Source organism: Romboutsia ilealis (assembly GCF_900015215.1).
In the GTDB taxonomy this organism is placed as follows: domain Bacteria; phylum Bacillota; class Clostridia; order Peptostreptococcales; family Peptostreptococcaceae; genus Romboutsia; species Romboutsia ilealis.
The window spans coordinates 2,461,983-2,482,028 of the sequence record NZ_LN555523.1; the positions used below are offsets into that span (position 1 = coordinate 2,461,983).

The window sequence follows — 20,046 nt, forward strand, 5'->3', positions numbered from 1 at the left end:
GTTCTTTTATATATTTATTTACCTATACAGAAGTTTGCAAATATTGTATCTAATAAATCTTCTCTTACTGTATCTCCGTTTATATATCCCAAATAATCCCATATATTTTTAAAATCAACTTCTATAAAATCATATGGCATTCTCTGCTCAATAGCGCTTATAGCGTCATTTATAGATTCATATGCTTTAAATAAAGCATCTTTATGTCTTGAATTAGTTATCATTAAGTTAGAAGAATTTTTTACACTTCCTTGATACACCATTGACTCTATTTTATCTTGTAATTCTTCTATACCTTGATTCTTTAAAGCCGATATCTCTATTATATCATCACTACTAACAAATTCTTTTATTTTTTCTAATTCTATTTGAGCCTCTAAATCTACCTTATTTAATAAAACTATAGTCTTTTTATTTTTAATGCTTTCTAAAATCTCCATATCTTCTTCAGATAATTTTCTAGATGCATCTAGTACCATTATAACTAAATCTGCCGTGCTAAAAGATTCTCTAGATTTTTCTACACCTATTTTTTCTACTACATCTTCTGTTTCTCTTATACCTGCAGTATCAACTATTTTTAAAGGTATACCTTTTATATTAACAAATTCCTCAATGACATCTCTAGTTGTACCTGCTATATCAGTTACTATAGCTCTATTTTCTCCTAATATAGAGTTCAGTAACGATGATTTTCCTACATTAGGCTTACCTACTATTACAGTTTTTAAACCATCTCTAAGTATTTTACCACTCTCTGCCGTATCGTAAAGTTTTTTAATTTCATTTCTAAGTTCAAGAGATTTTTCTTCAAGTGTTTGATATGTGATTTCTTCCACATCTTCTTCTGCAAAATCTATAGAAACCTCTAAGTGAGCTAAAACTTCCGTAACATTCATTCTTAAATCTTTAATTTTTTTAGCTAAACTTCCTTCTAATTGATTTTGAGCTACTTCATGAGCCATATCCGTTTTCGATTTTATAACATCAATTATAGCTTCTGCTTGAGATAAATCTATCCTTCCATTTAAAAACGCCCTTTTTGTAAACTCTCCTGCATCAGCTATTCTTACACCTTTAGATAATATAAGTTCTAATATTTTTTTTACTGAAATAAATCCACCGTGGCAATTTATTTCTATTACATCTTCAGCAGTATATGAATTTGGACCCTTCATGTAAGCTACTAATACTTCATCTATTACCTTTTCACCATCAACTATTTTCCCATATATTAAAGTTCTGGTATTATAATCTTTTATCATTTTACCCGATTTAGATTTAAATATTGATTGAGCGACTTCAAGAGATTTTTCTCCGCTAATTCTGACTATTCCTATTCCTCCTTCTCCTGGAGCCGTAGCAATTGCTGCTATAGTATCATCTATAAACAAATTTTTCACCTCTTAATATATTTTTTTCTATTTCATTACTTTTAATTGTTTCCTTAATCTTATCATTATATAAAATAAATTGCAAAAATAAAATTAACCTCCTAGATGATAGGAGGTTAATTTTATTTTATATATTCTATTACTAATCTTCTATATGGGTCAGTTCCTTCACTATAAGTACTTACATACTTATCATTTTGAAGCGCAGAATGTATTATTCTTCTTTCATAAGGATTCATATAGTCCAGTTTTTTAGTTATCTTTGTTTTAGCTACTTCTCTAGCTACCTTGTGTGCATATCTTATTAAAGATTCTTCTCTCTTTGATCTATAATCTTCTATATCAACAAGAACTCTCATATTAGAATTTTTATTTATTTTATTAAGGGCAAGTCCTGTTAATAATTGTATAGAATCTAAAGTTTCTCCTCTTCTACCAATTAAAGACGCTGCTTCTTGACCTCTTATATCCACTTTTATAAGATTACCTTCTTGAGTTACACTTAAATCTGCATCTATATTAGAATTTTTAAGTATGTTTTTAACAAAAGACTTAGCTATATCTGTTTCTTTTTCTATAACAGTAAATCTATAAAGACCTTCCTTAGCACCTAAAAATCCTAAAAACCCTTTTGTTGGGCTTTCTAATACTTCAATTTCTAAATCTTCTAACTTAGAATTTAGTTCAACTAACGCTTTGTTTATAGCTTCTTCTTTACTTTTACTTCTTATTTCTAGGCTTTTCATCTACTACTTCCTCCTTAGAAACAGCCAGTTTAGCTCTTAAAGGATTCATGATTAAATAGTGTTGTCCTATTGCAAACACGTTACCTATCGTCCAGTATAATGTAAGACCTGCTGGGAAAGAGAATCCCCAGAATAACATCATAGCTGACATAACATAAGTCATTATCTTCATAGATCCTTGTTGCTGATCTTTAGGCATCATTAATGTTTGCATTAAAAATGTAGTTGCTCCTGATAATATAGCTAATATATAATCTGGCGTAGTTAAATCCTTTATCCATAAAAACCCTTTAGCTGCATTTACAAATTGAGCCTGGTCTGCGAAAACTCCATATGTAACAGGTTCTCTTAATACAGAGAATAGTGCAATTAATATCGGCATTTGTATTAGTAAAGGTAAACATCCTGCTAATGGATTAATTTTAGCTTCTGTGTATATCTTCATTATTTCTTGTTGTTGCTTTTCTGGTTTATCTTTATACTTCGTTTGTATTTCTTGTATCTTAGGCTGTATATCTTGCATTGCCTTTGTAGATTTTGTTTGCTTAATTGTAAGTGGTAATAATAATACTTTTACTAATATAGTGAATAATATTATTGAAAGCCCATAATTTTGAACAAGTTCAAATATTATTCTTAGGACATGCCCTAGGGCATTACTTAAAATGTTCACTTTATATACCTCCTAAAGTATGTGTTGTTTTATTTAAGTGGATCATATCCTCCTGGATGAAAAGGATGGCACTTTAATAATCGTCTTATAGTTAAATATATCCCTTTTAACACTCCATATTTTCTAATTGCTTCAATTGAATACTGAGAACATGTAGGATAAAATCTACAAGTTGGTCCTTTTAAAGGAGATATAAACTTTTGGTAAAATCTCACTAAGTAAATAAGTAACTTCGATAAATACCTATTAATTTCCTTTAATATGTAATACTTTTTTTTCAAAATATAGACCTCCAAGCAAAAAAATATATTTATATTAATCCTGCTTTTTTTATAATATGATTCATAGATTTTTCTATATCCTTATAGTCAGCTTCTTTTATCGCAACCCTAGCTATAAATACAATATCATATCCACATTTAACGTTTGCATCAATATTTAATCTATATGATTCTTTTATTCTTCTTCTTACTTTATTTCTATTAATAGCATTTCCTACTTTTTTAGAAACTGAAATCCCTACTCGAGTAGAGTCTGATTTATTATCTAGTATATACATTACTAAGTTTCTATTCGCAAAAGATTTGCCGTGTTTGTATACTTTTCTAAAATCAGAGTCTTTTTTTAAACCTTGGGTTCTTTTGAAGTCCATCTTAAAACCTCCATAAACACAGCTGTTAATTATATTTTCTACACAAAAAGGCCACTTAATAGCGGCCTTTTTAATTATTAATGAGTTAATCTATTTCTTCCTTTAGCTCTTCTTCTTTTTAACACGTTTCTTCCGTTAGACGTTTTCATTCTCTTTCTGAAACCATGTTCTTTCTTTCTTTGTCTTTTCTTTGGCTGATAAGTTCTTTTCATCGTATTACACCGCCTTTCAGATTTGTTTTCCGTTTATAAAAATAATAACTTTACCCTCAAAGTAAACATAACACATACAATTATAAATGCTTTTATATATGTTGTCAACGAGTTTTTGGAAGTCATACATAACAATTTTACTATAATTATCTTATTTCTAATTTAAGAGATTTTATAATTATTATTCACATCTTTCATTATTATTTATATTTATTTTTTTATATAGTATAAACAATTTATTTTTAACCATCATATTGATGTATATATATTTATCAACATATAGTGAATATTGTGGATAAATTCGTTGTAAATTATTGAAGTTTGACGTTTATTCTGATATTATAGATGTACTTGTGTATAATGTTAATAAAATTTATTAACTTATCAACGTTATGCACAAGCTGTGGATATAAATGTGTATAACTTATTAGCTAACTGACAATACTTTAGTTATAAAGTAATTTCTTTATACATTTTACTATTTATAACTTTATATACATATTGTTTATAACTTTTTGCTTTACAAGAATAATTACCACTATTTTATTTTATCCACACAATTATCCATAAATATTCTTATTTTATAAAATTTATATAGATTTAATTAGCTTTTGTTAATAAATTTGTGGAAAATGTCAATTATTCTATGCGGAGGTTAATATTATGGACATAGTTTCTTTATGGGACAAAACATTACAATTAATAAAAGGTGAGTTATCTCCACCTAGTTTTAATGCTTTTTTTAAGCAAATAATACCTTTAAAAATACATATAAACGAATTAATACTTTTAGTTCCTAATGATTTTACTAAAGGTATTTTAGAGGATAGATATTTAAATCTAATTGAAAGCTCAATAAATCAACTTTCATTAAAAAAGTATAAAGTCAAATTTGTTTTAGATGAAAAATACATTGAAGGCTTAGAGGAAGAACCGAAATCTTCTAATTTACCTCCAAAAAATTACCCTAATTTAAATCCTAAATACACTTTTGATACTTTCGTAATCGGTAATAGTAATAGATTTGCACATGCTGCATGCGTTGCTGTTGCTGAATCTCCTGCTAGAGCTTACAATCCACTGTTCCTATATGGAGGTGTTGGATTAGGAAAAACTCACTTAATGCATGCGATAGGTCATCATATAATAACTCAAAAAAAGGATGCTAAGGTTGTTTACGTTTCATCTGAAAAATTTACCAACGAGCTTATAAATTCTATAAAAGATGATAGAAATGAAGAATTTAGAAATAAATATAGAAATGTAGATATACTTCTTATAGATGATATTCAGTTCATCGCAGGAAAAGAAAGAACTCAAGAAGAGTTTTTCCATACTTTTAACTCATTACATGAGGCGAATAAGCAAATAATTATTTCTAGTGATAGACCTCCAAAGGAGATACCTACATTAGAAGACAGATTAAGATCTAGATTTGAAATGGGACTTATAACAGATATTCAAGCTCCAGACTTTGAAACTAGAATAGCCATACTTAGAAAAAAAGCTCAAATGGAAAACATAGAAGTTTCAAATGAAGTAACTAACTATATAGCTAAAAATATAAAATCTAACATAAGAGAATTAGAAGGTGCTTTAACAAGAGTAATTGCATATTCATCTCTTACTAATAGAACAGTATCTTTAGATCTTGCTGTAGAAGCGCTAAAAGATATAATAACTACTACTAAAAATGAAGAAATTACTGTAAATAGAATAAAAGAAAAAGTATCTTCTGTATTTAATATAAAGATGGAAGACTTCAATTCTAAAAAAAGAACAAGATCTATAGCTTATCCAAGACAGATAGCTATGTATTTATCTCGTGAACTTACAGATTTATCACTTCCTAAAATAGGTGAAGAATTTGGAGGAAGAGATCATACAACTGTTATTCATGCCCATGATAAGATAGTTAAAGATATACAAGTAAATGAAGAAATTAAATCTAAAATAGACAAAATAATTTTAGATTTAAAGGGATAATTTATAAACATTTGCCTGTGGATATAGTGTTAATGTAATGTTTATAGTTTTTTTGTCTAAATTTTATTAACACAATATTATATAAAAAATAACAAAGATATTAACATTTTATACACATGTTGATATCTTTGAATTTATTTAGGCATAGATACTTATTAACATTATCAACAACACTTACTACTATTACTACTAATATTTTTATTTATTTTTTTATATAAATGCAACAAGGAGGTTATCCACATTGAAAATAATTTGTAATCAAAAGTTTTTAGCTAATAAAATAGGTATTTCACAAAAAGCTATTAATGGAAAAACAACTTTAGAGCTTTTAAAAGGTATTTTATTATCCGCTAAAGACGAACAATTAAAATTAACTGGATATGATTTAGAAATAGGAATAGAAACTTATACACAAGCTGAAGTTATTGAAGAGGGAGAAATTGTAGTAAACGCTAGACTTTTTGGGGATATTATTAGAAAGTTACCTGATTCATTTGTTGAAATAGAAACAGACGCTGAAAATAATGTATATATAAATTGTTTAAATTCAAGATTTAAGATAAAGGGAGATTCTGCAAAAGAATATCCAAGACTTCCTGAAGTTAATGAAGAGGATCTATATAACATACCTCAAGAGTTATTAAAGAATATGATAAAGCAAACAGTATTTGCTATATCTCAAGATCAAACAAAGCCTATATTAATGGGAGAACTTTTAGAAATAGTTGATGGAGATATAAGCTTAGTTGCTATTGATGGATATAGACTAGCAGTTAGAAGTTGTAAGATTAATAATATAATAAATAATGCGAAGGTTATAATACCTGGAAAAACATTAAATGATGTAAATAGCTTATTATCATCTGAAGAGGATGTAAAAGTAGGATTTGATGAAAAAAATGCAATATTTATTATAAATGACACTAAAATAATAACTAGACTTCTTGAAGGTGACTTTATAGATTATAAAAAATTATTACCTAGAGAATATAACTCAAAAGTAAAATTAAAGACAAAGGAACTTTTAAATAGTATAGAAAGAGCATCACTATTATCGCAATCTGAGAAAAATAATTTAATAAAGTTATCTATAAGAGATAACGTTATGGCAATTACTTCAAATACTGATAAAGGAAATGTATATGAAGAAGTTAGTTTAGAATTAACTGGTGAATATTTAGATATAGCATTTAACTCTAGATATTTTTTAGAAGGTTTAAAAAATATAGATAGTGAAGAAATATTTATAGAATTCACTACAAATATAAACCCATGTATAATAAGACCAGCAGATGACGTTAAGTATACTTATTTACTACTTCCAGTAAGAATATCATCTAATATATAGTTTAAGCAGAAAACCCAACTAATAAAGTTGGGTTTTTGTAGCTAATTTTGTGATATAATATATATTTAATGTGATATTTTATAAATATCACAAATTATTATTAATAGGAGGAACTCATTGATGATTGAAATAAATATAGATTCAGAATACATAAAATTAGATCAACTTCTTAAGTTAGCAGATGCTGTATCTACAGGTGGACATGCTAAATTTTTAATATTAGAAGGTTTAGTTAAGGTTAATGGAGAAGTTGAAATGAGAAGAGGTAGAAAATTAAAATCTCAAGATGTTGTAGAGGTTGAAGGACAGAAAATAAAAGTAGTGTAAAAAGGAGAGCCTTTTATGCGACTAAATAATTTACAATTAGTGAATTTCAGAAATTATAATAATTTATATTTAGAATTTAATAAAAAAGTTAATCTTCTTTTAGGAAAAAATGGTCAAGGGAAGACGAATATAGTAGAATCTATATATATGTTATCTTTTGGAAAATCATTTAGAACTAGCAGAGATAAAGAAATTATAAAATTTGATACTGAAAATTTGTATGTTGGTGGTAGTTTTTCAAAAGAACATACAGATGGTCTAATAGAGATAGCAATTGGAAAGAATAAAAAGGGTATAAAGGTAAACAAAATTCACATACAAAAGATTCATGAATTACTTGGAAATTTAAACGTTGTTATATTTTCACCGGAAGATCTTAGATTAGTTAAAGAAGGTCCAAAGGAAAGAAGATCGTTTATTGATAAAGAAATTAGTCAAATTATGCCTAAATATTATAATTATCTTACTAATTATAATAAAGTACTTTTTCAAAGAAATCAGTTACTAAAAACTAATAACGTAGATGAAGCATTACTAGATGTTTATGATGAAAGTTTAGCTAGATATGGAAGTTATCTATATATTTTAAGACGAGATTTTATAAAAAAAATAGCAGATATATCTAAAAATATGCATTTTAAATTGACAAATTCAATTGAAGAATTATCAATTACATATAAAAGCCAGATTGATATAAACGATGACGATACTATTGATAGCATATATAATAAATTCTTAGATAAACTTGTTTCAAGTAGGAAGCATGATATTGATGTAAGAACAACTAGATATGGTTTACATAAAGACGATCTAAATATATATGTAAATGGGTTAGATGTTAGACTTTATGGATCACAAGGACAACAAAGAACAGCGTCTATTTCATTAAAATTATCTGAAATAGAGCTTATAAAAAATGAAGTTGGAGAATACCCAATTCTAATTTTAGATGATGTATTTAGTGAATTAGATGAAACAAGACAAAAACTATTGATAGATAACTTGAGTGTAGTTCAAATGTTTATAACTACCGCTGAAGTTTCACATATAAATATATTTAATAAAAGTAATACAACCATTTTTAGGATTGAAAATGGACAAGTTATTAATATAGAGAATGGAGGGAACTAGATGAAACAAGAATACGGTGCAAGTCAGATACAAGTTCTAGAAGGATTAGAGGCCGTTAGAAAAAGACCAGGTATGTATATCGGTTCAACAGGTCCTAGAGGTTTACACCATTTAGTTTATGAAGTAGTAGACAACAGTATAGATGAAGCATTACAAGGTTATTGTTCAGAAATATATGTTGCAATAAACAAAGATGGAAGTATAACAGTAAAGGATAATGGTAGAGGTATACCCGTAGAGATACATCCTAAAACAGGAAAATCTACACTAGAGACAGTTTTAACAGTACTTCATGCAGGAGGTAAATTCGGTGGAGGAGGATATAAGGTATCTGGTGGTCTTCACGGAGTTGGGGTTTCTGTAGTGAATGCTCTATCTGAATGGGTTGTAGCAGAAGTTCGCAGAGATGGAAAGATACACAAACAATCATATAAATTAGGTACACCTACAACAGATCTTGAAATAGTAGGTGAATGCAAAGATACAGGTACTACTATAAGCTTTATGCCAGATGCTACAATATTTGATGAAATTGAATTTAAATTTGATACATTAGAGCATAGACTTAGAGAGTTATCTTTCTTAAATAAAGGTATAAAAATAGTATTTGAGGATAAGAGAGAAGGGCAAGAAAAGAAAAAAGAATTCCATTACACTGGAGGATTAGTAGAATACGTAAAATATTTAAATAAATCTAGAACTGGAATTCATGATGAAATAGTTTATATAGATAAAAAAGTAGATGATTATGTTGTTGAGTTAGCTATGCAGTATACTGACGGTTATTCAGAGAACATATATTCTTTTGCTAATAATATAAATACTCACGAAGGTGGTACTCACTTAGCAGGATTCAAGACAGCTCTTACAAAGACAATAAATGAATATGCTAAGAGAAATAAACTTTTAAAAGAAAATGAGCCGAACTTATTAGGTGAGGATATAAGAGAAGGTCTTACAACTGTAGTATCGGTAAAGCTTCCAGAGCCTCAATTTGAAGGTCAAACAAAGACTAAATTAGGAAATACGGTTATGAGAGGTATAGTAGATAGCGTAACAGTAGAAGAGTTAGGAGCTTTTTTAGAGGAAAACCCAACTACAGCTAGGATAATAGTAGATAAAGGTCTTAGAGCTCAAAGAGCAAGAGAAGCAGCTAAAAGGGCAAGAGAACTAACTAGAAGAAAGAGTGTATTAGAAAGTACTTCATTGCCAGGGAAATTAGCTGACTGCGCTGAAAAGGATCCTTCTAAGAGTGAAATATTCTTAGTCGAAGGGGATTCTGCCGGTGGTTCTGCTAAACAAGGTAGAGATAGACATACGCAAGCAATACTTCCGTTAAGAGGTAAGATATTAAACGTTGAAAAATCTAGATTAGATAAAATATTATCATCAGATGAAATAAAAAATATGATAACTGCATTTGGATGTGGGGTTGGTAATGACTTTGATTTAGAAAAAGCTAGATATCATAAAATAGTTATCATGACCGATGCCGACGTCGATGGAGCACATATAAGAACATTATTATTAACGTTCTTCTTCAGATATATGAGACCATTAATAGAGAATGGATTAGTGTATATAGCACAGCCACCTTTATACAAAGTTAAAAAGCAAAAGAAAGAATACTATGTTTATTCTGATGAACAATTAAATGTTTTATTAGAAGAAATCGGAAGACAAGGTGTAGAGCTTCAAAGATACAAAGGACTTGGAGAGATGAACGCTGAACAGTTATGGGATACTACAATGGATCCTGAAACAAGAACTTTATTACAAGTATCTATAGAAGATGCAGTACTTGCAGATGAGGTATTCTCAATGCTTATGGGTGACAAAGTTGCTCCTAGAAGAGAATTTATAGAAGAAAATGCAACATATGTTAGAAACTTAGATATATAGAAAGGGGATGAGTATCAATGGAAGAAAATAATAGAATACTCCCTATTGAAATAGCAGAAGAAATGAAAAAGTCTTATATAGACTATTCTATGAGTGTTATAGTTGGTAGAGCTCTTCCGGATGTAAGAGATGGATTAAAACCAGTTCATAGAAGAATATTATATTCAATGAATGAATTAAATTTAACACCAGATAAACCATATAGAAAGTCTGCCCGTATAGTTGGGGACGTTCTAGGGAAGTATCATCCACACGGAGATTCAGCAGTTTATTTAGCAATGGTTAGAATGGCTCAAGATTTCGCAACTAGGGGACTTTTAGTTGATGGACATGGTAACTTTGGTTCTGTAGATGGTGATTCGCCAGCCGCAATGCGTTATACAGAAGCAAAAATGACTAAATTATCTCTTGAATTATTAAGAGATATAGAAAAGGAAACAGTTGATTTCGTACCTAACTTTGATGAATCATTAAAAGAACCATCAGTATTACCATCAAGATATCCAAATCTTTTAGTTAATGGATCTAATGGTATAGCCGTTGGTATGGCTACATCTATACCACCTCATAACTTAGGTGAAGTAATAGATGCAACGGTACATTTAATAGATAACGAAGAATGTTCTGTTGAAGATTTAATGCAATTTATAAAAGGTCCAGATTTCCCAACAGCAGCGTTAATAATGGGTAAAGAAAACATTGCTGAGGCATATAGAACTGGTAGAGGTAAGGTTAAAGTTAGAGCTAGAGCGGTAATTGAAGAATTACCAAAAGGAAAACAACAAATAGTAGTAACTGAAATACCTTATCAAGTTAATAAAGCTAAGTTAGTTGAAAGAATAGCTGAATTAGTTAAAGACAAAAAGATAGAAGGAATATCTGATCTTAGAGATGAAAGTAATAGAAATGGGATGAGAATAGTTATAGAGCTTAAAAGAGATGTTAATGCTAATATAGTATTAAATAACTTATATAAACATTCTCAAATGGAAGATACATTTAGTGTAATAATGCTTGCATTAGTAAATGGTCAACCTAAAGTATTAAATCTTAAACAAATACTATATCATTATGTACAACATCAAAAAGATGTAGTAACTAGACGTACTAAATTTGAACTAAATAAAGCTGAAGCGAGAGCACATATATTAGAAGGATTAAGAATAGCTTTAGATAATATAGATGCAGTTATAAGCTTAATAAGAGCTTCTAAAACTACTCAAGAAGCTAAAGCTGGTTTAATTGAGAAGTTTGGATTAACTGATATACAAGCTCAAGCTATATTAGATATGAGACTTCAAAGGCTTACTGGATTAGAAAGAGATAAGATAGAAGCTGAGTATGAAGAATTAATAAAGAAAATTAATAGATTAAAAGAAATCTTAGCTAATGAAAGATTACTTCTTAACGTAATAAAAGAAGAAATGCTTATAATAAAAGAAAATTATGCAGATGAAAGAAGAACTGAAATAAGACATGCTGAAGGCGAAATAGATATGAGAGATCTTATAGATGATGAAGAAATAGCAATAACTCTTACTCATTTTGGATATATCAAGAGACTTCCAGCTGATACTTATAAGAGTCAAAAAAGAGGCGGTAGAGGAATATCTGCTCTTACGACAAGAGAAGAAGACTTTGTAAAACATTTAGTAAGTACAACTACACATAGTAGATTACTGTTCTTTACAAATAAAGGTAGAGTATTTAGACTAAATGCTTATGAAATACCTGAAGGTAAGAGACAAGCAAAAGGAACTGCTATTGTAAACTTACTTCAATTAGGTCCTAACGAAAAAATAGCTACACTACTAGCTATAGATGAAAAGGATGAAAACAAATACTTATTATTAGCTACTAAAAATGGTATAGTTAAGAAAACTAACCGTGAGGAATTCAAAAACATAAATAAATCTGGATTAATAGCTATAGGTTTAAGAGAAGATGATGAACTTATAGGCGTTAAAGTAACTGATGGAAACAAAGATGTTCTTTTAGTGACAAAAGAAGGTATGTCTATAAGATTTGATGAAAATGACATAAGACCGATGGGAAGAACAGCTATGGGGGTTAAGGGTATAACATTATCTAATGAGGATAAAGTTGTATCTATGAGCTTATGTGAAGAAGGTACTGATGTATTAGTAGTTAGTGAAAATGGATTTGGAAAAAGAACAGATATAAATGAATATAGAACTCAGATAAGAGCAGGAAAAGGAATAAAAACTTACAACATAGCTGAAAAGACAGGAAAACTTGTTGGAGCAGAAATGGTAAATGAAGATGATGAAATGATGATAATAAACTCTGATGGTGTACTTATAAGATTAAGAGTTAATGAAATTTCATTATTCGGAAGAGTAACTAGTGGAGTTAAGTTAATGAAAACTGACGACGAAGTCAATGTAGTTTCTATTTCAAAAATAAAGATGGAAGAAGAATAGGATTATATCCTATTCTTTTTGCTAACTTTATATATACATATATATAAATAATTTAATTTTAGAGGAGGAAATATTATGAGTAAAAAGAGTGGAAATTTTTTATTATTAGGAGCACTAATAGGTTTTATAGCTGGTCTATTCCTTGCACCTAAAAAAGGTTCTGAATTAAGAAAAGATGCAAAAAATAAATTAGATGAAATTAAAGAAAATCCAAAGGATGTTTTACAAGGAACATTTGATGATGTAAAAGAAAAAATCAACGATTTTATAGATGATAACTTTGTAGAAGACGATAATATACATATATCTGAAGATGAAATTGTGATAAGTAAAACATTTAGTAACGAGGGAGATAATAAGTAATGAATACTTTGGGATGGCAGATAGGGGCATTTTTAATAGGAGCCTCAGCTTTAATTATAGCTATATATATAGGGAAATTACTAAATACTACTAATAAAGTTGTAGAAAAAGTATATAAAATTATAGACTATAACGAAAGACACATACATGAAACTATAGAAAATGTGGCATCAATAACAACATATACAGAAGAAATAGTTAGTATGCTAAGTAAGATTACAAGTATAACGAAAGTATTCAGATTTGTAAAAAGGAGATAACAATAAGGAGGAATTAGAATGTCAATGAATATAGATTCTAAATTAAATAACGAAAATAGTTTTTGGGATATATCTCTTCGAGGAGAGTTAGATGTATCAACAGCAGATAAGTTAAAAGAGCATTTACATAATTTAGCTGACGAAAAAATATTAGATATGAAGATAAATCTTGAGAACTTAGATTATATAGATTCTACGGGCCTAGGTGCTATGATAGGTGTTTTAAAGAAGCTAAAAACGGATAATAAAGAAATATATATAATAAATCCAAAGAGTAACGTAAAAAAGATTTTTACTATAACAGGTCTAGATAAAATATTTAAAGTGGAGGGATAGAGTTTGACTTGTGAAACTATAAAAATGGAGATAAGTGCTAATCCTGATTTTGTAAGTATAATAAGATTAACTACTTCAGGTATAGCTAATAAGATAGGCTTTTCAATAGATGATATAGAAGATATGAAAGTAGCAGTATCAGAAGCTTGTACTAATGCTATAAAGCATAGTGATGATGAAAGCGTAAGTATAACATATACTATATTAGAAAATGGATTAGATATAGAAATAAAAGATAATGGAAAAGGGTACGATGTAAAATCAATAGCTACACCTGATTTAACACAACCAAAAGAAAATGGATTAGGATTATTTATAATCCAAACACTAATGGATGATGTGAAGATAGAATCAAAAGACAACCAAGGAACAATAATAAAAATGACTAAGTATTTAGGAGTTGATATTTAATGAAGAATGTAGCTAATGCTACAAATTACCTAGATATAGATACAAAAGAGTTATTTAGGATATATAGTAAAGATAAAGATAATAAGGATGTTAGAAATATTCTTATTGAAAGACATTTATATTTAGTAAACTTGTTAGCTAAAAAGTATATTAATAAAGGTGTTGAATATGAAGATTTATATCAAGTAGGATCTTTAGCACTAATATATGCAATAGATAGATATGATATAGAAAAAGGGTATGAGTTTTCAAGTTTTGCAACACCAACAATAATAGGTGAAATAAAGAAATACTTTAGAGATAAAGTATGGGCCTTAAGAGTTCCAAGAAGAGTTCAAGAGCTAAGCAAAAAAATAAGTGAAGCTAAAGTGGCACTTGAGCAAGAAAATAAGACTCATCCAAAGGTAAAAGATATATCTGACTATATAGGTTGTACTGAAGAAGAGGTTTTAGAAGCGATGGAAGCATCTTATGGATACCAGCCAATATCTTTAGATTCATCTGGCAATGATGACTCAGAAGATAAAGATATCACGCTTATAGATAAAATCGGTGAAGAGGAAAGTAGTTTTAATAATATAGAACAAAAAGATTTTATAAATAAATTTATGGAAAGTTTAAATGAACTAGAAGTTAAAATATTTAAAGATAGATTCTTTTTAGATAAAACTCAATCTATAATAGCAAAAGAGTTAGAAATATCTCAAATGACAGTCTCTAGAATAGAAAAAAAGATTGTTGAGAAACTTAGAAAAGAGTACGAAAAGCACTTGTAGAAAAAAATATAAAAATATTTTAAAAAAAGTATTGACCTACTGTTTAATATATAGTATATTATTACTTGTCCTTAAGAAAACAGGACAATCAAATAAGAACTTTGAAAATTAAACAGTAGGTTAATTTATAGAATTGAAACTAAACAAACCAAGCCAGATATTCAGATAATGATTAGTCTGAGCAGGTAACAACTTTTATTTGAGAGTTTGATCCTGGCTCAGGATGAACGCTGGCGGCGTGCCTAACACATGCAAGTCGAGCGATTTACTTCGGTAAAGAGCGGCGGACGGGTGAGTAACGCGTGGGTAACCTGCCCTGTACACACGGATAACATACCGAAAGGTATGCTAATACGAGATAAAATACTTTTATCGCATGGTAGAAGTATCAAAGCTTTTGCGGTACAGGATGGACCCGCGTCTGATTAGCTAGTTGGTAAGGTAACGGCTTACCAAGGCGACGATCAGTAGCCGACCTGAGAGGGTGATCGGCCACATTGGAACTGAGACACGGTCCAAACTCCTACGGGAGGCAGCAGTGGGGAATATTGCACAATGGGCGAAAGCCTGATGCAGCAACGCCGCGTGAGCGATGAAGGCCTTCGGGTCGTAAAGCTCTGTCCTCAAGGAAGATAATGACGGTACTTGAGGAGGAAGCCCCGGCTAACTACGTGCCAGCAGCCGCGGTAATACGTAGGGGGCTAGCGTTATCCGGAATTACTGGGCGTAAAGGGTGCGTAGGTGGTTTCTTAAGTCAGAGGTGAAAGGCTACGGCTCAACCGTAGTAAGCCTTTGAAACTGGGGAACTTGAGTGCAGGAGAGGAGAGTGGAATTCCTAGTGTAGCGGTGAAATGCGTAGATATTAGGAGGAACACCAGTTGCGAAGGCGGCTCTCTGGACTGTAACTGACACTGAGGCACGAAAGCGTGGGGAGCAAACAGGATTAGATACCCTGGTAGTCCACGCCGTAAACGATGAGTACTAGCTGTCGGAGGTTACCCCCTTCGGTGGCGCAGCTAACGCATTAAGTACTCCGCCTGGGAAGTACGCTCGCAAGAGTGAAACTCAAAGGAATTGACGGGGACCCGCACAAGTAGCGGAGCATGTGGTTTAATTCGAAGCAACGCGAAGAACCTTACCTAAGCTTGACATCCTTTTGACCGATGCCTAATCGCATCTTTCCCTTCGGGGACAGAAGTGACAGGTGGTGCATGGTTGTCGTCAGCTCGTGTCGTGAGATGTTGGGTTAAGTCCCGCAACGAGCGCAACCCTTGCCTTTAGTTGCCAGCATTAAGTTGGGCACTCTAGAGGGACTGCCAGGGATAACCTGGAGGAAGGTGGGGATGACGTCAAATCATCATGCCCCTTATGCTTAGGGCTACACACGTGCTACAATGGGTGGTACAGAGGGCAGCCAAGTCGTGAGGCGGAGCTAATCCCTTAAAGCCATTCTCAGTTCGGATTGTAGGCTGAAACTCGCCTACATGAAGCTGGAGTTACTAGTAATCGCAGATCAGAATGCTGCGGTGAATGCGTTCCCGGGTCTTGTACACACCGCCCGTCACACCACGGAAGTTGGGGGCGCCCGAAGCCACTTAGCTAACCCATTTGGGAAGCGAGTGTCGAAGGTGAAATCAATAACTGGGGTGAAGTCGTAACAAGGTAGCCGTATCGGAAGGTGCGGCTGGATCACCTCCTTTCTAAGGAGAATTACCTACTGTTTAATTTTGAGGGTTCTTAATAAAAATTAAAAACTCTATTGACAATCTTCGACATATACTATAAAATATATATCGTTGTAAAAATAAATACGGGGGTGTAGCTCAGCTGGGAGAGCACTTGCCTTGCACGCAAGGGGTCAGGAGTTCGATCCTCCTCATCTCCACCATGTTTGTACTTTGAAAACTGCATAACATTTAGTGATATGACATCATTTTAAACATATATAGACAAGAAAAGTCTTAAAAATTACACTTTTAATAACTGGTCAAGTTATTAAGGGTGCAGGGCGGATGCCTTGGCACTAGGAGCCGATGAAGGACGTGATAAGCTGCGATAAGCTTCGGGGAGTTGCACGTAAACTTTGATCCGAAGATTTCCGAATGAGGAAACTCACTTAGAGTAATGTCTAAGTATCGTTAAGTGAATACATAGCTTAGCGAGGGGAACCCGGGGAACTGAAACATCTAAGTACCCGGAGGAAGAGAAAGAAATTCGATTCCGTAAGTAGCGGCGAGCGAACGCGGAACAGGCCAAACCAATGAAGTTTACTTCGTTGGGGTTGCGGACATACAACATGGATGCAATATCGTAAATGAAGAGAGTTGGAAAGCTCCGCCATAGAAGGTAATAGCCCTGTAGTTGAAACGAGAAAGCTACTAGTATGATCCAGAGTACCACGGGACACGTGAAACCCTGTGGGAAGCAGGAGGGACCATCCTCCAAGCCTAAATACTACCTAGTGACCGATAGCGCATAGTACCGTGAGGGAAAGGTGAAAAGAACCCCGGGAGGGGAGTGAAATAGAACCTGAAACCCTGTACTTACAAGCTGTGGGAGCACATTACTTGTGTGACCGCGTACTTTTTGTAGAACGGGCCAACGAGTTACGTTAAGTAGCAAGGTTAAGCACTTAAGGTGTGGAGCCGTAGCGAAAGCGAGTCTTAAATGGGCGATTAAGTTACTTGGCGTAGACCCGAAACCGGGCGACCTATCCATGAGCAGGTTGAAGCGAAAGTAAAATTTCGTGGAGGACCGAACCCACGAGCGTTGAAAAGCTCGGGGATGACTTGTGGATAGCGGTGAAATTCCAATCGAGCCCGGAGATAGCTGGTTCTCCCCGAAATAGCTTTAGGGCTAGCCTCAAGCGTAGAGAAACGGAGGTAGAGCACTGAATGTCCTAGGGGGTATTGCACTTACCGAAGACTATCAAACTCCGAATGCCGTTTTCTTTTACTTGGGAGTCAGACTGTGGGTGATAAGATTCATAGTCAAAAGGGCAACAGCCCAGATCGTCAGCTAAGGTCCCTAAATGTACGTTAAGTGGTAAAGGATGTGGGATTGCACAGACAACCAGGATGTTGGCTTAGAAGCAGCCACTCATTTAAAGAGTGCGTAATAGCTCACTGGTCGAGTGATCCTGCGCCGAAAATTTCCGGGGCTAAAACGTACTACCGAAGCTACGGCATCAATTATGATGGGTAGGGGAGCTTCGTATGCAGGCTGAAGCATGACCGTAAGGACATGTGGACAGTATACGAGTGAGAATGTTGGCATGAGTAGCGAGACGTGGGTGAGAATCCCACGGGCCGTAAACCCAAGGTTTCCAGGGGAAGGTTCGTCCGCCCTGGGTTAGTCGGGACCTAAGCCGAGGCCGAAAGGCGTAGGTGATGGACAACAGGTTGATATTCCTGTACCGCCAATAAGCGTTTGAGAGATGGAGTGACACAGTAGGATAAGCTAACCGTACTGTTGGTTATGTACGGCTAAGCATTGAGGCAGTCTAAATAGGCAAATCCGTTTAGACAATGCTAGGATGTGATGGGGAAGCCCTTCGGGGCGAAGTAGCTGATTTCACACTGTCAAGAAAAGCTTCTATCGAGTTTAAAGGCGCCCGTACCGTAAACCGACACAGGTGGGTGAGGAGAGTATCCTAAGGCCAGCGAGAGAACTATTGTTAAGGAACTCGGCAAAATGACCCCGTAACTTAGGGAGAAGGGGTGCCTGTCTATGACAGGCCGCAGAGAATAGGCCCAAGCGACTGTTTACCAAAAACACAGGTTTCTGCTAAGTCGCAAGACGATGTATAGGAGCTGACGCCTGCCCGGTGCTGGAAGGTTAAGGGGATCTGTTAGAGCAATCGAAGCAGTGAACTTAAGCCCCAGTAAACGGCGGCCGTAACTATAACGGTCCTAAGGTAGCGAAATTCCTTGTCGGGTAAGTTCCGACCCGCACGAAAGGCGTAACGATTTGGGCACTGTCTCAACAATAGACTCGGTGAAATTGTAATTCCGGTGAAGATGCCGGGTACCTGCGACAGGACGGAAAGACCCCATGGAGCTTTACTGTAGCTTGACGTTGGGTCTTGGTACTACATGTACAGGATAGGTGGGAGACTAAGAAGCATGGACGCCAGTCTGTGTGGAGTCAACCTTGGGATACCACCCTTGTAGTACTGGGATCCTAACCATAGGCCTTGAATCAGGTCTTGGAACACCGTCAGGTGGGCAGTTTGACTGGGGCGGTCGCCTCCTAAAAAGTAACGGAGGCGCTCAAAGGTTTCCTCAGCACGGTCGGAAATCGTGCGAAGAGTGTAAAGGCAAAAGGAAGCTTGATTGCAAGACATACAGGTCGAGCAAGGACGAAAGTCGGACTTAGTGATCCGGTGGTACCGCATGGAAGGGCCATCGCTCAACGGATAAAAGCTACCCTGGGGATAACAGGCTTATCTCCCCCAAGAGTCCACATCGACGGGGAGGTTTGGCACCTCGATGTCGGCTCATCACATCCTGGGGCTGTAGTAGGTCCCAAGGGTTGGGCTGTTCGCCCATTAAAGTGGTACGCGAGCTGGGTTCAGAACGTCGTGAGACAGTTCGGTCCCTATCCGTCGCAGGCGTAGGAAATTTGAGAAGACCTGTCCTTAGTACGAGAGGACCGGGATGGACGTACCTCTGGTGTACCAGTTGTTCTGCCAAGGGCATGGCTGGGTAGCTATGTACGGAATGGATAAGCGCTGAAAGCATCTAAGCGCGAAGCCAACTTCAAGATAAGATTTCCCACCGTAAGGGTAAGACCCCAGGAAGACTACCTGGTTGATAGGTCGAAGGTGTAAGTGCAGTAATGTATTTAGCTTATCGATACTAATAGGTCGAGGACTTGACCAAAAGAAATGATGGAATTAAATGGTATGCAGTTTTCAGAGTACTAACTTTGAAAAAACTTTATAAAAAAGTATTGACATTATTAATCGAAAATGTTAATATTATACTTGTCCTTAAGAGAAGGGCAAACATATAATGTGGTTATTATAGCAAAGAGGATACACCTGTTCCCATACCGAACACAGAAGTTAAGCTCTTTAGCGGC

At 33.5% G+C, this 20,046-nt stretch carries 17 protein-coding genes, 1 tRNA gene, 2 rRNA genes and 1 other annotated feature; of the genes, 14 read left to right on the forward strand and 6 right to left on the reverse strand.

Annotated features, from left to right (window positions below; genetic code table 11):
- Positions 1-14 precede the first annotated feature (14 nt).
- The 6 genes from mnmE to rpmH all read right to left on the reverse strand — a co-directional run bounded on the left by mnmE (position 15) and on the right by rpmH (position 3,677).
- Positions 15-1,394 (reverse strand): tRNA uridine-5-carboxymethylaminomethyl(34) synthesis GTPase MnmE, encoded by a 1,380-nt coding sequence (mnmE, locus tag CRIB_RS11670; protein ID WP_180702493.1) that lies wholly within the window; start codon positions 1,392-1,394, stop codon positions 15-17.
- 122 nt (positions 1,395-1,516) lie between these two features.
- Entirely contained in the window at positions 1,517-2,140 is a 624-nt protein-coding gene (gene jag / locus CRIB_RS11675; protein WP_180702494.1) for an RNA-binding cell elongation regulator Jag/EloR, read from the reverse strand.
- On the reverse strand, positions 2,115-2,813 hold the full coding sequence (locus tag CRIB_RS11680) for a YidC/Oxa1 family membrane protein insertase (protein WP_180702495.1): 699 nt from the start codon (positions 2,811-2,813) through the stop codon (positions 2,115-2,117). The genes jag and CRIB_RS11680 overlap by 26 nt, the downstream gene beginning before the upstream one ends.
- Before the next feature lie 29 nt (positions 2,814-2,842).
- Positions 2,843-3,094 carry a membrane protein insertion efficiency factor YidD gene (gene yidD / locus CRIB_RS11685; protein WP_180702496.1) on the reverse strand — a complete coding sequence of 84 codons (252 nt, stop codon included), beginning with the start codon at positions 3,092-3,094 and terminating at the stop codon, positions 2,843-2,845.
- A gap of 29 nt (positions 3,095-3,123) precedes the next feature.
- Positions 3,124-3,465, reverse strand: a complete 342-nt coding sequence (rnpA, locus tag CRIB_RS11690) for a ribonuclease P protein component (RefSeq protein ID WP_180702497.1) — start codon at positions 3,463-3,465, stop codon at positions 3,124-3,126.
- Positions 3,466-3,542: 77 nt separating this feature from the next.
- A complete protein-coding gene (rpmH, locus tag CRIB_RS11695; protein ID WP_007285206.1) occupies positions 3,543-3,677 on the reverse strand; it encodes a 50S ribosomal protein L34 in 135 nt (44 codons plus the stop codon).
- Positions 3,678-4,340: 663 nt separating this feature from the next.
- Here rpmH and dnaA point away from each other — a divergent pair.
- From dnaA to CRIB_RS11765, 14 genes are all read left to right on the forward strand, one after another.
- Positions 4,341-5,663 carry a chromosomal replication initiator protein DnaA gene (gene dnaA / locus CRIB_RS11700; protein ID WP_180702498.1) on the forward strand — a complete coding sequence of 441 codons (1,323 nt, stop codon included), beginning with the start codon at positions 4,341-4,343 and terminating at the stop codon, positions 5,661-5,663.
- A gap of 241 nt (positions 5,664-5,904) precedes the next feature.
- A complete protein-coding gene (gene dnaN / locus CRIB_RS11705) occupies positions 5,905-7,011 on the forward strand; it encodes a DNA polymerase III subunit beta (RefSeq protein WP_180702499.1) in 1,107 nt (368 codons plus the stop codon).
- Positions 7,012-7,131: 120 nt separating this feature from the next.
- Positions 7,132-7,338 carry a S4 domain-containing protein YaaA gene (yaaA, locus tag CRIB_RS11710; RefSeq protein ID WP_180702500.1) on the forward strand — a complete coding sequence of 69 codons (207 nt, stop codon included), beginning with the start codon at positions 7,132-7,134 and terminating at the stop codon, positions 7,336-7,338.
- Between the two features lie 15 nt (positions 7,339-7,353).
- Positions 7,354-8,469, forward strand: coding sequence for a DNA replication/repair protein RecF (recF, locus tag CRIB_RS11715; RefSeq protein ID WP_180702501.1), 1,116 nt, complete (start codon positions 7,354-7,356; stop codon positions 8,467-8,469).
- A complete protein-coding gene (gene gyrB, locus CRIB_RS11720) occupies positions 8,470-10,371 on the forward strand; it encodes a DNA topoisomerase (ATP-hydrolyzing) subunit B (RefSeq protein WP_180702502.1) in 1,902 nt (633 codons plus the stop codon).
- 17 nt (positions 10,372-10,388) lie between these two features.
- A complete protein-coding gene (gene gyrA, locus CRIB_RS11725; protein WP_180702503.1) occupies positions 10,389-12,815 on the forward strand; it encodes a DNA gyrase subunit A in 2,427 nt (808 codons plus the stop codon).
- Positions 12,816-12,890: 75 nt separating this feature from the next.
- Complete coding sequence (locus tag CRIB_RS11730; RefSeq protein ID WP_180702504.1) at positions 12,891-13,178, forward strand: YtxH domain-containing protein; 288 nt, start codon at positions 12,891-12,893, stop codon at positions 13,176-13,178.
- On the forward strand, positions 13,178-13,438 hold the full coding sequence (locus tag CRIB_RS11735; protein WP_180702505.1) for a DUF948 domain-containing protein: 261 nt from the start codon (positions 13,178-13,180) through the stop codon (positions 13,436-13,438). Before CRIB_RS11730 ends, CRIB_RS11735 begins: the two co-directional genes overlap by 1 nt.
- Positions 13,439-13,456: 18 nt before the next feature.
- Positions 13,457-13,774 carry an STAS domain-containing protein gene (locus CRIB_RS11740; protein WP_180702506.1) on the forward strand — a complete coding sequence of 106 codons (318 nt, stop codon included), beginning with the start codon at positions 13,457-13,459 and terminating at the stop codon, positions 13,772-13,774.
- A gap of 24 nt (positions 13,775-13,798) precedes the next feature.
- Positions 13,799-14,185, forward strand: coding sequence for an ATP-binding protein (locus CRIB_RS11745; RefSeq protein WP_180703727.1), 387 nt, complete (start codon positions 13,799-13,801; stop codon positions 14,183-14,185).
- The gene (locus CRIB_RS11750) at positions 14,185-14,961 is read left to right on the forward strand and encodes a SigB/SigF/SigG family RNA polymerase sigma factor (protein ID WP_180702507.1); all 777 of its coding nucleotides are present in this window, start codon (positions 14,185-14,187) and stop codon (positions 14,959-14,961) included. Before CRIB_RS11745 ends, CRIB_RS11750 begins: the two co-directional genes overlap by 1 nt.
- Before the next feature lie 195 nt (positions 14,962-15,156).
- A 16S ribosomal RNA gene (locus tag CRIB_RS11755) occupies positions 15,157-16,661 on the forward strand.
- Between the two features lie 112 nt (positions 16,662-16,773).
- A tRNA-Ala gene (locus CRIB_RS11760) sits at positions 16,774-16,849 on the forward strand.
- 97 nt (positions 16,850-16,946) lie between these two features.
- Positions 16,947-19,844, forward strand: a 23S ribosomal RNA gene (locus CRIB_RS11765).
- The 16S and 23S rRNA genes sit together here with 1 tRNA gene alongside, the layout of an rRNA operon.
- A gap of 146 nt (positions 19,845-19,990) precedes the next feature.
- Positions 19,991-20,043 (forward strand) — a sequence feature (5S ribosomal RNA rRNA prediction is too short).
- The last annotated feature ends 3 nt before the right edge of the window (positions 20,044-20,046 follow it).